The organism is Pseudomonas sp. RC3H12 (genome assembly GCF_018596375.1).
GTDB lineage: Bacteria > Pseudomonadota > Gammaproteobacteria > Pseudomonadales > Pseudomonadaceae > Aquipseudomonas.
Genome location: NZ_CP075595.1, coordinates 1,758,508 through 1,772,554 on the forward strand (window position 1 = coordinate 1,758,508; position 14,047 = coordinate 1,772,554).

8 protein-coding genes are annotated in these 14,047 nt (G+C 66.6%); 3 read left to right on the top strand and 5 right to left on the bottom strand.

Annotated elements, in window-relative coordinates; all coding sequences use genetic code 11:
* Nucleotides 1–87 precede the first annotated feature (87 nt).
* The 5 genes from KHO27_RS08075 to xthA all read right to left on the bottom strand — a co-directional run bounded on the left by KHO27_RS08075 (nucleotide 88) and on the right by xthA (nucleotide 7,509).
* Nucleotides 88–1,095, bottom strand: coding sequence for a GlxA family transcriptional regulator (locus KHO27_RS08075; RefSeq protein WP_046855860.1), 1,008 nt, complete (start codon nucleotides 1,093–1,095; stop codon nucleotides 88–90).
* A 129-nt stretch (nucleotides 1,096–1,224) separates the two neighbouring features.
* Nucleotides 1,225–3,669 carry a TonB-dependent siderophore receptor gene (locus tag KHO27_RS08080; RefSeq protein WP_214501579.1) on the bottom strand — a complete coding sequence of 815 codons (2,445 nt, stop codon included), beginning with the start codon at nucleotides 3,667–3,669 and terminating at the stop codon, nucleotides 1,225–1,227.
* 227 nt (nucleotides 3,670–3,896) lie between these two features.
* Nucleotides 3,897–5,561 carry a cyclic peptide export ABC transporter gene (locus KHO27_RS08085; RefSeq protein ID WP_102682353.1) on the bottom strand — a complete coding sequence of 555 codons (1,665 nt, stop codon included), beginning with the start codon at nucleotides 5,559–5,561 and terminating at the stop codon, nucleotides 3,897–3,899.
* A gap of 119 nt (nucleotides 5,562–5,680) precedes the next feature.
* Complete coding sequence (locus KHO27_RS08090; protein ID WP_110699399.1) at nucleotides 5,681–6,559, bottom strand: formylglycine-generating enzyme family protein; 879 nt, start codon at nucleotides 6,557–6,559, stop codon at nucleotides 5,681–5,683.
* A 137-nt stretch (nucleotides 6,560–6,696) separates the two neighbouring features.
* Complete coding sequence (xthA, locus tag KHO27_RS08095) at nucleotides 6,697–7,509, bottom strand: exodeoxyribonuclease III (protein ID WP_102682351.1); 813 nt, start codon at nucleotides 7,507–7,509, stop codon at nucleotides 6,697–6,699.
* Nucleotides 7,510–7,672: 163 nt separating this feature from the next.
* Here xthA and KHO27_RS08100 point away from each other — a divergent pair, with 163 nt between their 5' ends.
* Genes KHO27_RS08100 through KHO27_RS08110 form a run of 3 tightly spaced genes read left to right on the top strand, consistent with a single transcriptional unit; the run spans nucleotide 7,673 to nucleotide 13,789 of the window.
* On the top strand, nucleotides 7,673–8,323 hold the full coding sequence (locus KHO27_RS08100; RefSeq protein ID WP_102682350.1) for a GNAT family N-acetyltransferase: 651 nt from the start codon (nucleotides 7,673–7,675) through the stop codon (nucleotides 8,321–8,323).
* Nucleotides 8,324–8,375: 52 nt separating this feature from the next.
* Nucleotides 8,376–10,118: an autotransporter assembly complex protein TamA gene (locus KHO27_RS08105; protein WP_102682349.1), complete on the top strand. Its 1,743-nt coding sequence runs from the start codon at nucleotides 8,376–8,378 to the stop codon at nucleotides 10,116–10,118.
* Nucleotides 10,115–13,789: a translocation/assembly module TamB domain-containing protein gene (locus tag KHO27_RS08110; RefSeq protein ID WP_214501580.1), complete on the top strand. Its 3,675-nt coding sequence runs from the start codon at nucleotides 10,115–10,117 to the stop codon at nucleotides 13,787–13,789. Before KHO27_RS08105 ends, KHO27_RS08110 begins: the two co-directional genes overlap by 4 nt.
* Nucleotides 13,790–14,047 lie beyond the last annotated feature (258 nt).

Here is a 14,047-nt window from a genome sequence, read left to right on the forward strand (position 1 = left end):
TCGCGGGGCAAGCCCGCTCCCACGACCGCCGACTGGCAACCTGCGTGGGAGCGGGCTTGCCCCGCGATAGGGCCCGCCCAGGCAACATCATTCGCCGAGCCGCTGCTCCCGCGACGGCGGATAGCCGAAGTACGCCGCATAGCACTTGCTGAAATGCGATACCGAAACGAAGCCGCAGGCCACCGCCACCTCCATCACCGACAGGTCCGAATACTGCAATAGCCGCCGGCTCTTGGTGATGCGCAGTTCCATGTAGTAGCGCCTGGGCGAGGTACCCAGCTGGGCCTGGAACAAACGGTCGATCTGCCGCCGCGAGCGACCGGAGTAGGCGGCCAGCTGGTCGAGGCTCAGGGTTTCCTCGAGGTTGTTCTCCATCAGTTCGACGATGGTGCGCAGGTGCAGGCTCATGGATTTCTTCGCCCCGGGCCCGACCTGGCGATAGCGCGCGCCGGAGAACGACAGGATCTCTTCCACGCCTTCGGCCAGGGCATCGCCGTACAGGCGCCGTACCAGGCCGAGCATCAGCTCCATGGCGCCATTGGGGCTGGCGGCGCTCAGGCGATCGCGGTCCAGGGTGAAGCTGGCCGGGGTGATGCGCGTCTGCGGGCTGATCTCGGCCAGGCTGGCGCGCTGCTCGGGGTGCACGCTGCAGCCGTAGTCGTCGAGCACCCCGGCGCGGCCGAGGAACCAGGCGCCGTTCCACAGCCCGCCGAGGGTCATGCCGTGGCTGGCGCAGTCGCCCAGCAGGCGGTCGAGGTCGGGGTACTTCAATGGCGTGCGCAGGCCGCCGCACACCACCAACAGGTCGAGGTCCTGCAGGCTGCGGGGATCGAGCGGGCTGGCGATCAGTTCCAGGCCCAGGTCGCTGAGCACGCGATCACCGCCCAGTGACAGCGGGGTGGAGGTGAAGCTGTCGGCGCGCAGCAGGTTGGCGGTGACCAGCACGTCCATCGCCACGGTGAAGCTGGCCATGGAGAAGTGTTCGAGCAGGACGAAGTCGACGCGATAGGGGCGCTGGTTGCCGGCGTCTCCGGACTTGAGCCGCAGCATGTTGCTGGTGCTGGTCTTCTTGCTGAATTGGCGTGGCGTGGGCACTGCGGACTCCGCTTCCTGGCTGGCGGGTCGAGTGTGCGGTGGGGCGGGGGGAAAGACAACAGGGCGTTGGATGCCGCTGAAAACACAGCGCCCCCTTGGGAGAGGGCGCCGGTCTCTGCCGCGCGGGGGTTAGAAGTCGCCGCGCAGGGTGAACATGTAGCTACGCGGAGTACCGTAGGTGGTGCCGCGGGTCCAGTAGCCCATCGAGTCGAAGTACTTGCGGTCGAACAGGTTCTCGACGTCCACGCCCACGGTCCAGTGCTCATCGAGCTTGTAGGCGGCACGCGCGTCGAAGATCGCCCGGCCGCTGTTGTACGCCTCGTTGTAGGCATCGACGTAGGAGTTCTGCGCCGAAACGCCACCACCGACGCTCAGACGGTTCCACTCGCCCGGGAAGGTGTAGTTGGTGTTCACGCGCACCATGTGTTTCGGGGTCTGCGCCGAGATCGGGCCACCTTCGGAGGAGCTGGTGGTGTTGTAGGTGTAGCCAGCCGCCACTTGCAGGCCTGGCAGCAGTTCGCCGGTGGCCTCGGCTTCGAAGCCCTTGCTGCGGTTGATGCCGTCGCCGTTGACCCAGCAGCGGCCGGCCGGATCGGTCGGGCACTTGCCACGGTTGGCGGCGTCCTGTTGGGCCACGTCTTCCTGCTCGATGTAGAAGACTGCGAAGGACACGTTCAGGCGTTTGTCGAACAGCTCGCCCTTGATCCCGGTCTCGTAGTTCGAACCGATCGACGGGTCGAGCACGCTGCCGCTGACGGTGCGGTAGTTGGACTGCGGCAGGAAGATGTCAGCGTAGCTGGCGTACCAGGACCACTGGTCGTTCAGGTCGTAGATCGCACCGACGAAGGGTGTGAATTCCTCGTCCTGCCGGCTGGTGGTTACCTTCGGGCCGTTCCAGGCTTCGTTCTTGTACCAGCTCAGGCGACCACCGAGGACGAAGCTCAGGTCTTCGGTGGCGTGCAGGCGGGCGCTCAGGTAGGTGCCGTAGCGGGTGTCGATGGTGTCGTTCTTGGAGTCCCATCCCTGGCGCGCCAGCTCAGGAATATTGCTGTGGCTGGGATCAAACACATCGAGAGGAATAGGGGTGGGCAAGAACTCCGTGGCGTCCTTGTCGTTCATCTTGCGCTTGGACCAGTTGGCACCCAGGGTGAGCTGGTGAGTCAGGCCAAACGCTTCGAAGGTGCCATCCAAGTGGCCGTCGACGGCGTTGGAGGTGACATCGAACTTGTGATAGCTGACGTCCTTGACCACTGGACCACCTGGGGCGCCGTACTCCAGCGTGTCATTCACGCCCCACTCGATGGCGCTGCGGTTGTAACCGCCTTCGGAGTGAGACAGCGCCAGCTTGCCGGTCCAGTTGTCGTTGAATCGCTGGGTAAGGTCGGCGAACACCTCGTCCATGTTGGTCTGCAACTTGGTCCAGTCCTGCCCGAGGTAGGTCGAGCGCTTCAGGTGCGGGTTGCTGCCGTCGGGGTTGTTGGGGATACCCAGCACGCTGTAGCCGTCGATGCGCGAGGTCTGGCGGCGCAGTCCGACAGCGACGGTGGTGGCATCGTTGAGGTCGGCCTCGACGATACCGTACAGCAGCGGCCGCTTGGACTTGGTGACATCGGTGAAGTAGCCACGGTCTTCATAGGAGGCGACCATGCGGCCGCGCAGGGTGCCCTGGGGGTTGAGGCGGCCGCTGGCATCCAGGTCCAGGCGGTAGTTGTCCCAGGAGCCGGCGCGGGTGATGACGGAAAAACGCGGGTCGGCGGTCGGGCGCTTGCGCACCAGGTTCACCGCGCCGCCCGGGTTGCCCGCGCCCACCAGCAGGCCGGAGGCGCCGCGCAGCACTTCGACGCGGTCGAAGATCGCCATGTCCGGGGTCATCCAGCCGGTGTAGGCGTAGGCCTGGCCGGGCACGCCGTCGACCATGTAGCTTTCGTCGGTGAGGTCGAAGCCACGGGAGCTGAAGTGGTGGTTGCCATAGCCGCGGTTGGCGCGGGTGATACCGGTGGTCTGGGCCATCACCTGGTCCAGCGAGACCAGGTTCTTGTCGTCCATCAGCTTGCGCGTGACCACGGTGACCGACTGTGGGGTCTCGCGCAGCGATTGCGCGGTCTTGCCGATGGTCACCGCGCCGGTGGTGTAGGAGTTGCTGCCTTCGGTGGTGGCACCCAGCACCTGGCCATTGATGGTGGTGGCGTCCAGGGTCATGGCCGAGCCGGATTCAGCCGCGCCGCTGATGATCAGGGTGTTGTCCTGCACGCTGTAGCGAATCCCGCTGTTCTTCAGCAGCTCCCCAGCTGCCTGGGTTGGCGAGAAGCGGCCCTTGACCGGGCTGCTGCGCAGGCCCTGTACGGTTTCCGGGCTGAACAGCACCTGCAGATTGCCCTGGCGGCCCAGCTCTTGCAGCGCGCTGCTCAGCGATTGTGCAGGGATGTCGAAGTCCTGCTCCTGGGCTTGCACCTGGGCGGCGAGCGGCAGGGACAGGGCGAGGCCGAGGGTGGCCATGGCCGGCGAGGAACGCAGCATCCGGCGCAGCATCAGCGCCTTGCTCAAGGGGGTCAGTGTGTTGGCTGGTAGTGGCATTTTTATGCTCTGGCTCAAGGTACGCAAAGTAAATGAAAATTATTCCGTTGCGAGTAGGACGCATGCGCATGCCAAAACCGGAAAAATATTTTCGGTTGGCAGGGGCCTGACCTGCGACTTCCCTGTAGGCAGGGGTGATTCAGCGTGCGGCTATAGGGGAACGAGCGGAGCGGCGGGGAATTTACAACGTGCGGGCGGTGGCGAGGACCACCGCCCGTGAGGCGGGGTCAGGCGGGCAGGGCGGGTTCCTGGTTGCGCTCGACGACGATCTGGCCGCCGTGCATGCGCACCAGTTGGTCGGCCACCGGGAAATAACGGTCGTCGTGGGAGATGACGATGATGGTCTTGCCCTGCTGTTTCAGTTCCGGCAACAGCTCGGTGTAGAACACGCGGCGGAAGGCCGGGTCCTGGTCGGCGGCCCATTCATCGAACACCAGCACCGGGCGCTGGTCGAGCCAGGCATTGATCAGCGCCAGGCGCTTGCGCTGGCCGGTGGACAGGTCGGTGGTGGTGAAGCTGCCGTCGCGGATGCTCACCTTGTGGGCGATATCCAGGCGCTCGAGGTACTTGCCGGCCTCGGGCGGCAGCTCGGCCTGGCCGGGCAGCGGCTCGTCGAACAGGTAGTAGTCGGCGAAGATGGTGGTGAACAGCTGGCGGTAGTCGTCCAGGCGCTGCGGGGTGACCGTTTCGCCATTGAGGCGCACCTCGCCTTGTTGCGGGCTGTACAGGCCCAGCAGCAGCTTGATCAGGGTGGTCTTGCCGCAGCCGTTCTCGCCGACGATGAAGACAATGTCGCCTTGGCGGATGCTCAGGTTCACCGGCCCCAGGTGGAACGGCTGGCTGCCCTCGACCTGCGGGTAGTCATAGCGCAGTTGGCGCAGCTCGATCGACTCGACGCTGGACACGGCTGGGGCGCGGTCGCTCACCAGCAGGTGCGGCTCGGGCGACGAGAAGCGCGCCGACAGTTCGGCGATGCGGCGCAGGGCGATCTGCGCGCGGCTGATGCTCGGCAGGTTGGTGATCAACTGCTCCAGCGGCCCCTTCATGTACAGCATCACCAGCACGAAACCACCAAGCACGGTGCGGTCGGTGCTCGGCCACAGCGCCTGGAAGGCGATGGCCACGCCGATGACGGCGAAGAACAACATCGAACCGAAGGTCTCGGCGCTGACGAAGATGTTCGCCGCGCGGATGTTGGCCTTGCAGATGCGCTCGGTGGCGCCGTGGATCAGCTGGTCATGCATGTGCTGGCGGCGCTTGCGCTGGATGCGCAGCTCCTTGGCGCCGCCGGAGAGAGCCTGGTAGTGCTTCTGCAGCTCGTCCTCGCCGTTGCGGGCGGTGAGGATGTTCTTCATGCCGAAGCGGTGGGCGAGGAACTGCGCGCCCGTGCCGATCACCACGGTCAGGGCGGTGATCAGCAGGATCTGCCAGGACAGCAGCGCCAGGTAGGCCAGGCAGCCGAGGGTGACGGTGAAGGCGATGACCATCGGCGCCACGGACAGGGCGAAGGCGCTGATGGTGCTGACATCGTTGAGCAGCACCGGGATCAGGCGGTGGGCACGGTAGCGCTCCAGTTGCGCGATCGGCGCCACCAGCACCTTGGCGGACAATTCGCGGCGCAGCCGCGCCACCACCTTCTGGCCCACGTAGTTGGTCAGCAAGTTCGAGCCGGTGGAGCAGGCCAGGGTCAGCACGCACAGGCCACCGAACAGCAGGGCGGTATGGGTGTCCGGCCCGCCTGCGGCATTCATTGCACTGTTGATGGTGGCCAGCAGGGCGGTGACGCTCAGGCCGCTGACCACGCCAAGGGCCGCCGAAAGCGCGACCAGCATCCAGAACGGCTTGAGTATGCGCAGGGTTTCCTGGGCGAGGCTGGGTGTCTTGAGCGTCATGGGGGCATCTCGTGAGTATTCGTTGGCGCCGGGCAGGAGCAGGTCCTGATCTTGGTAGACGAGAGGGTTTTGCGCGGATTTAGTCGCCCGGCGCCGAGGGCGCCGGGGCGGGGCAGGGCTTACAGCTCGCGGGCGACGCGGAAACCGATCCAGTCGCCGCGCAGGGTGGAGCTGCGCTCGTTGCGGTTGCCCGAGCGCGAGAAGATCGGCGCCTCGGTGTAGTCGTTGCCGCGGATCACCCGGCGATCCTCGCATTCGCTGCTGTTGGTCTGCGGGCTGCCGTCGGTGGGGGCGCTGGCATAGCTGTCGACGTAGCAGTCGCGGGTCCACTCGTAGACGTTGCCGTGGCCGTCATAGATGCCGAAGGCATTGGGCGGGAAGCTGCCGACCGGCGAGGTGAAGGAGAAACCGTCGGTAGGGCCGTAGGTGTTGGCGTGCTTGGAGATCTGGTACTTCTGCTCGTCGTTGTCATCGAGCGGGAAGGGGAACGGCCCGGTGCTGCCGCCGCGCACGGCGTACTCGCGCTGGGATTCGCTGAGCACCTTGTAGACCTTGCCGGTCTTCTTCGACAGCCAGCCGGCATAGGCCTCGGCTTCGTGGAAGTTCAGGCACACGGCGGGCTGGCGGTCGCCTTGCTGGTAGCGCGGCACGCCGGCGATGCACTCGCGGCCCGGACGGGTATCGCCGTTGGGGACCTTGTAGCCGGTGGCCTTGAGGTAGGCCTTCCACTCCCCGTTGGTGATCTGGTATTGGCTGACGGCAAAGGCTTTCTTGAACGTGACCTCGTGCAGCGGGCCTTCGTCGTCCTGGCGGCCCTTTTCGTCATCCGGGGTGCCCATCATGAAGCTGCCGGCGGGCAGCACCACCATTTCCGGGCAGGTCTTGGCGCAGTCGCGGAACACGCTGCCAGGTTTGTGCGCGGGCGCCGCGGCCAGGGCCGGCAGGCTGCAGGCGACCAGCAGGGCGGCCAGGGTGAGGCGGTTCAGGGGTGCGGTCATGGGAAAGCCTTGTTCAGGGTTGCTGGGCAGACAGCGGGAGTTCGTGCTGTTGGACGAACTGAACGAGGCGATGTTTAAGGGGGATTTGTATCCAGGTGTGGTAGGGCTGCGCCTGTAATCGCGCAGCCCGTACGCAATCAGCCCAACTCAAGCCAGATCGGCGCATGGTCCGAAGGCTTTTCCATCCCCCGCAGCTCATAGTCGACCCCGGCGGCCCTGACCCGCGGCAGCAGCCCATGGGAGGCCATGATCAGGTCGATGCGCAGGCCGCGCTTGGGCTCGTCCTCGAAACCGCGGCTGCGGTAGTCGAACCAGCTGAAGCGGTCGGCCACGTCCGGGTACAGGTGGCGGAAGCTGTCGACCAGGCCCCAGCCCTTGAGACGCTCCATCCACTCGCGCTCTTCGGGCAGGAAGCTGCACTTGCCGGTCTTAAGCCAGCGCTTGGCGTTGTCCGGGCCGATGCCGATATCGCAGTCCTGGGGCGAAATGTTCAGGTCGCCCATCACTACCACAGGCTGGTCATTCTTGAACTGCCCTTCGAGCAGGGCCTGCAGGTCGCTGTAGAAGCGCTGCTTGGCCGGGAACTTGGTGGGGTGGTCGCGGCTTTCACCTTGGGGGAAGTAGCCGTTCATGATGGTGATCGGCGTGCCGTCGGCATCGGCGAAGGTGCCCCAGATGAAGCGGCGCTGGGCGTCCTCCTCGTCACTGGCGAAGCCCTTGGACAGCGACAGCGGTTTTTCCCGCGAGAGCAGGGCGACGCCATAGTGGCCCTTCTGGCCGTGGTAGTGCACGTGGTAGCCGAGTGCCTCGACGTCGGCCAACGGGAACTGATCGTCGCTGACCTTGGTTTCCTGCAGGCCGATCACGTCCGGCTGGTGTTTGTCGATCAGCGCCGCCAGCTGGTGCGGGCGGGCGCGCAGGCCGTTGATGTTGAACGAGACGATCTTCATGGAAAGACGATCCTGGTAAAAACCACGGATGCTAGCCGACATCGCCGGCCACGGCCAGCATGGCGCCGCGCTGCGGGCGCTGCTAACGTGCTGGAGGAGGTGAACCCAGCGCCGGAATCTGGTTCCAAGGCCCTGTACGCCCATTCCAGGAGGACTGCCCGCAATGCCCGACGACATCGCCGCCCCGGCCCGGATCTGCCTGCTCGACGCTGGCTACGCCCGCGAGGCGCGTTCACTGCTCTACCATGCCTACCGCCACGAACCGACCTTCGCCTGGCTGTTCGAGGCCCAGCGCCCCGGGTACGAGCGCCGTCTGCGGGTGATGGTGCGCGAGTGGGTGCGCCAGCACTTTTATCTGCAATTGCCGGCGATCGGCCTGTTGCTGGAGGATCGCCTGATCGGTCTGGCGCTGATCGTGCCGCCGCAACGCCGGCTCGGCGTGGCCGACAGTTGGGCCTGGCGCCTGCGCATGATCCTCGGCACCGGCCTGCGCTGCACCCGCCGCTACCTGGATTACCAGGCCGCGCTGGCCGGTTGCCTGCCGGGGGACAAGGTGCATGTGCTGCCGCTGTTGGGCGTGCATCCGCAGTTCCAGGGCCAGCACTACGGCGAGCAACTGCTGCAGGCCGTGCATGACTGGTGCGCCGAGGACGCCGGTACCGAGGGCGTGGTGCTGGACACCGGCAATGCGCACTACCTGGCGTTCTACCAGCGCCAGGGTTATGAAGAGATCGGCGAGATCGCCGTAGGGCCGATCCGCGAGCGGGTGTTCTTCCACCCCAACCCGCGCTCGTCGAGGGTCGCGAACCTGTGACAGGCGTTTTCTGAAAGCCCCTTGGCCGTTGCGCTCTGGTAGCATGCCGCGCATGACGTATTCAGGAAGACTTGGCTGGGGCCTGCTGTTGCTGGCCGCCAGCTCCATGGCATGGGCGCAGAGCGAATTGCTGGTGCGGGTCAAACCCGCCAACAAGGCGCTCAAGTCCAATATCGAAGGGTATATCGGCAGCCTGGGTGACCGCGACGAAGAGGCCTTGCTGCGCTTCAGCCGGGGCGCCGAGGAGCAGGCGCGCAAGGCGGCCCAGGCCCTGGGCTATTACCAGGCGCGGGTCGAGACCGAGGTCAAGGCGCCGGCCGAAAAAGACAAGCCACCGCAACTGATCATCCAGGTCGAGCCCGGCGAACCGATTCGCCTGCGCAACGTGACCGTGCGCATCGAAGGGCCGGCCAGCGAGCTCAGGGTGTTCCGCATTCCCGACAGCAAGGCGCTGCGCCCGGGCGAGCAGCTCAACCACGGCACCTACGAGGACGCCAAGCGGCTGATCCAGAACCAGGCCTCGCGCTACGGCTTCTTCGCCGGGCGCTTTGAGCGCCAGCGCCTGGCGGTCGATCCGCAGGCCGGTGTGGCCGATATCGAACTGGTCTACCAGAGTGGCCCGCGCTACCGCCTTGGCGCGGTGAGCTTCGGTGGCGATGCGCCGCTGGACAACGACCTGCTGCAGCGCATGGTGGGGTTCAAGCCCGGCACCCCGTACGACTCGGAACTGATCGCCGAACTCAACAACGACCTGCAGTCCAGCGGCTACTTCGACAGCGTGCGCGTGGACGCCGCGCCCACCGCCGCAGTGGGCGAGGACATTCCGGTGGACGTCCACCTCGACACCCGCAAGCCACGCACCCTCGGCCTGGGCCTGGGTTTCTCCACCGACGTCGGGCCGCGCGGCAAGGCCAACTGGACCCGCCACTGGGTCAACCCGCAAGGGCACAGCTACGGCTGGGAAACCGAGCTGTCGGCGCCACGGCAGAACGTCGGCTTGTGGTACGACGTTCCGCTGGACCCGCCGCTCACCGACAAGCTGCGCTTCGCCGGCGGCTACCAGAACGAGGAGATTTCCGGCACCGATACCTTGAGCAAGCTGCTCACCGTCGGCCCGGAGTGGCACAGCAAGCTGCCCAGCGGCTGGCAGCGGGTGATTTCGCTGAAGTACCAGCGCGAGGAGTATCGCCTGGGCGACGACTCGGGGCTGAGCAACCTGCTGATGCCGGGTGTCAGCTTCTCCTACCTGCGCAGCGACAACCGCATCGATCCGCACAATGGCTACCGCCTGCAGTTCGACCTGCAGGCGGCCAAGGAGGGCCTGGGTTCGGATACCAACCTGATCCACGGCAACGTGCTGCTCAAGGGCCTGACCACCCTGGGCCAGAACCATCGCTTCCTTGGCCGCGTGCAGTTCGGCGGCAGTGCCACCAATGGCTACCAGCAGAACATCCCGCCGTCACTGCGCTTCTTCGCCGGTGGCGACCAGAGCGTGCGCGGCTACGACTACCAGTCGCTGTCACCGAAGAACAACCAGGGCGACCGCATCGGTGGGCGCTACCTGGTGGCCGGCAGCGCCGAGTACCAGTACTCGATTGCCGAGAAATGGCGCCTGGCGACCTTCATCGACCAGGGCAATTCGTTCAACTCGCTGGAACTGCCCAGCCTCAAGACCGGCGTCGGCATCGGCGTGCGCTGGGTGTCGCCGGTGGGGCCGCTGCGCCTGGACCTGGCCCGCGCCCTGGATGACGACGGTGGTTTTCGTTTGCACTTCTCCATGGGGCCTGAGCTGTGACGCGTGTAGTCAAACCCATCCTGCTGGCACTGCTGGGCCTGCTGTTGCTGATCGTCCTGGCGCTGAGCCTGGTGCTGGGTACCCAGGGCGGCAGCCGCTGGGTGCTGGGCCTGGTGCCGGGGCTGCAAGTCAGCGATTTTTCCGGACGCCTCGGCGGCAGTTGGCAGGCCAGCCAACTGCGCTGGACGGCGGGCGAAGACCGTGTCGAGGTGCAGGCCCCGCAACTGGACTGGTCGCCAGCCTGCCTGCTGCGCGCCACCTTGTGCGTCGAGCGTCTGCAGGCCGAGCGTATCGACATGGCCTTCGCCCCGGGCGAGGACAAGCCCGATAGCGGCCCGCTGCAACTGCCGACGCTGAATCTGCCGTTGGCCATCGAGCTGGGCGAGGTCAAGCTGGGCCAGCTGCGCCTGGATGGCAGCGACCTGCTGGGCGACCTTAGCCTGGCCGCGCACTGGACTGCGAGCGGCCTGCGCGTGGACAGCCTGCAACTGCGCCGCGACGACCTGCGCCTGGACGTGCAGGGCGACCTTATGCCCCAAGGCGACTGGCCGCTGCAGTTGCAAGGTACGCTGCAACTGCCCGCGGTCGATGGCAAGCCTTGGCAACTGGCGTTGAGCGCCAAGGGCGAGTTGCAGAAGTCCCTTGCCGTCGACGCCACCAGCAGTGGCTATCTGGACGCACGGCTGAGCGGTGAGCTGCAGGCCCTGGCCGAGCACCTGCCGGCCCACCTGAGCATTCGCGCGGACAGCTTCAAACCCGCCGCCGAGCTGCCCGACACCCTGCAACTCGACCAGCTGCGGCTCGATGCCCAGGGTGACTTGCTCAAGGGGTATCAACTGTCCGGCTCGGCCACGCTGCCCGCCGAGCAAGGGCCGATCGGCCTGGTGCTGGCCGGCAAGGTCGATGCCAAGGGTGCCCGGCTCGATGCCTTGGACCTGAACGCCAGCGACCAGCAACGCCTCAAGCTGCAGGCCAACGCCGACTGGCAGCAAGGCCTGAGCGCCGATGCCAGCCTCGACTGGCTGGACTTCCCCTGGTTGCGCCTGTACCCGCTGGAGACGGCGCCCCAGGTCACGCTCAAGCGCTTCAACGCCCAGGTGCAGTACCGCGACGGCAGCTACAAAGGGGTGGTCAACGGCGATCTGGACGGCCCGGCCGGCGCCTTCAGCCTAGCCAGCCCGTTCGACGGCGACCTCGGTCAGGTACGCCTGTCGCAACTGTTGCTCAGCGCCGGGCAGGGCAAGGCCGCCGGCAGTGTCGCCCTGCGTTTTGCCGACACCCTGGCCTGGGATGTCGACCTGCAACTGTCGGCCCTGGATCCGGCCTACTGGCTGGCGGAGCTGCCCGGCACCCTGGCCGGCCCGCTGCGCAGCCAGGGCGAATTGAAGCACGAACAACTGAGGCTCAAGGCTCAGTTGGACCTCAAAGGGCGCCTGCGCGGCCAGCCGGCGCTGGTCAAGGTCGACGCCGAAGGCGCGGGCGAGCGTTGGACCCTGGGCAGCCTGGCGGTGCAGCTGGGCGACAACCGCATCAATGGCAGCGCCAGCGTGCAGCAACGCCTGGCCGGGCGTGTCGACCTCGACCTGCCGCGCCTGGGCCAGCTTTGGCCGCAGCTGCAAGGGCAGGCCAAGGGCCGTCTGGACCTGGCCGGCACCCTGGCCGCACCGCAAGGCACCCTGACCCTGCAGGGGCAACAGCTGGGCCAGGCCGACAACCGCGTGCAGCGACTGGACTTGGATGCCCGGCTGGACAATGCCCAGCGCGGACAACTGACGCTCAAGGCCGGCGGTATCCGGGTGGGTGATACCGCCCTGGGCAGCCTTGATGTGCAAGGCAAGGGCGATCTTCGCCAGCAGGCTGCCACCCTGGCCCTCGACGGCCCGCAACTCAAGCTCGACCTGGCGCTGGATGGCGCCCTGGCCAAGGGCGACTGGCGCGGTCGCCTGGCCAGCGGGCGCATCCAGGCCGGCGGCCAGGACTGGCAGTTGCAGGCCCCGGCGCGCCTGCAGCGCCTGGCCAGCGGCCAGCTCGATTTCGGCGCCCATTGCTGGCGTTCCGGCCAAGCCAGCCTGTGCGGCGAGGACCAGCGCCTGGCGCCGGAGCCGCGCCTGCGTTACCACCTCAAGCAGTTCCCGCTGGACAGCCTGGCGCAGTGGCTGCCCAAGGACTTCGCCTGGCAGGGCCTGCTCAACGCCGACATCAACCTCGACATCCCGGCCAGCGGCCCCAAGGGCAGCATCCGCGTCGATGCCGGCGGTGGCACCCTGCGGGTACGCGACAAGGACCGCTGGGTCGACTTCCCCTATCAGGTGCTGCACCTGGACAGCACCCTGGCGCCACGCCGGGTCGACACCCGCCTGGACTTCCGGGGCGAGCGCCTGGGTGAGTTGAATGTGAACACCCGTCTTGATCCCTTGGGCCGTAACAAGCCGTTGTCCGGTGATTTCCGCCTGGCCGGGCTTGAGCTGTCGGTCATTCGGCCGTTCCTGCCGATGGTCGAGCGCCTGGCCGGCCAGCTCAACGGCAGCGGGCGCCTGTCTGGCAGCCTGATTGCGCCCCAGGTCAATGGTAGCCTGGCCTTGAGCGGTGGCGAGGTCAGCGGCGCGGAGTTGCCGGTGAACCTGGAGGACCTGTCGCTGCAGGCGCTGATCGCCGGTGAGCAGGTGCAATTGAACGGCAACTGGCACAGTGGTGCGGCAGGGCGTGGGCAACTGACCGGGCATATGACCTGGGGCCAGGCGCTGGGTATGGACCTGCGCCTGAAAGGCCAGCAGCTGCCGGTCAGCGTCGAGCCCTACGCGGCGCTGGAAGTGGCGCCCGACCTGAGCATTCGCCTGCTGGACGACAAACTGGCGGTGACCGGCAAGGTGCAGGTGCCTAAGGGCAAGATCACCGTGCGCGAGCTGCCGCCGTCGACGGTCAAGGTCTCGGACGACACGGTGATCGTCGGCCACCAGACCGAGCAGGGCAAGCCGCCGATGGCGGTGGCGATGGACATCGATGTCGATGTCGGCAGCGAAAAACTGTCGTTCAAGGGCTTCGGCCTGACCGCCAACCTGCTGGGCCACGTGCATATCGGCGACAACCTCGATACCCGGGGCGAACTGAGCTTGGCCGACGGACGCTATCGGCAGTATGGGCAGAGCCTGACCATTCGCCGCGCGCGGCTGCTGTTTGCCGGCCCCATCGACCAGCCGTACCTGGACATCGAGGCGGTCCGAAAGGTCGACGACGTGATCGCCGGCATCCGCCTGAGCGGCAGCGCCGAGCAGCCGACCACCAAGGTGTTCTCGGAGCCGGCGATGAGCCAGGAGCAGGCGTTGTCCTACCTGGTGCTGGGCCGGCCGCTGAACAGCTCCGGCGAGGACAGCAACATGCTTGCCGAGGCGGCGCTGGGGCTAGGCTTGATGGGCAGCGCCGGCCTGACCGGCGGCTTGGCTTCGAACCTGGGTATCGACGACTTCCAGCTCGACACCCAGGGCACGGGCAACAAGACCAGCGTGGTGGCCAGCGGCAACCTCACCGAGCGCCTGAGCCTGCGCTATGGCGTGGGCGTGTTCGAGCCGGCCAACACCATTGCCTTGCGCTACAAGCTCAGCAAGAAGGTCTACCTGGAAGCCGCGAGCGGCCTGGCCAGCTCGCTGGATATCTTCTACAAGCGCGATTTCTGATCCAGACCGCCGACGTATTGGGTACGCATCGCAATACCTTGCTCCGGCGCCTGGAGCGCGCCCAGGCCTGCTGCCATTTCATTCGCCGACCACCGTATCCAGATTGCCGCGGCGCTCGAGCTGGTGCTGTGGAGCACACCGCTCGAGGACGGCGAAAAGTAGTTCGAGGTCGCCGTGGCAGCGACTTGACCTTCGCACGGTCGATTGCAGCAGAGTTGCCCCGCGCCTTCTGAGATTGGCAGGCACGGCATTCCCCCT

Bases quoted from the DNA above. Each gene is read 5' to 3' on its own strand.
- KHO27_RS08080 (WP_214501579.1), bottom strand. From the start codon at position 3,669: ATGCCACTACCAGCCAACACACTGACCCCCTTGAGCAAGGCGCTGATG.
- KHO27_RS08085 (WP_102682353.1), bottom strand. From the start codon at position 5,561: ATGACGCTCAAGACACCCAGCCTCGCCCAGGAAACCCTGCGCATACTC.
- KHO27_RS08090 (WP_110699399.1), bottom strand. From the start codon at position 6,559: ATGACCGCACCCCTGAACCGCCTCACCCTGGCCGCCCTGCTGGTCGCC.
- xthA (WP_102682351.1), bottom strand. From the start codon at position 7,509: ATGAAGATCGTCTCGTTCAACATCAACGGCCTGCGCGCCCGCCCGCAC.
- KHO27_RS08100 (WP_102682350.1), top strand. From the start codon at position 7,673: ATGCCCGACGACATCGCCGCCCCGGCCCGGATCTGCCTGCTCGACGCT.
- KHO27_RS08105 (WP_102682349.1), top strand. From the start codon at position 8,376: ATGACGTATTCAGGAAGACTTGGCTGGGGCCTGCTGTTGCTGGCCGCC.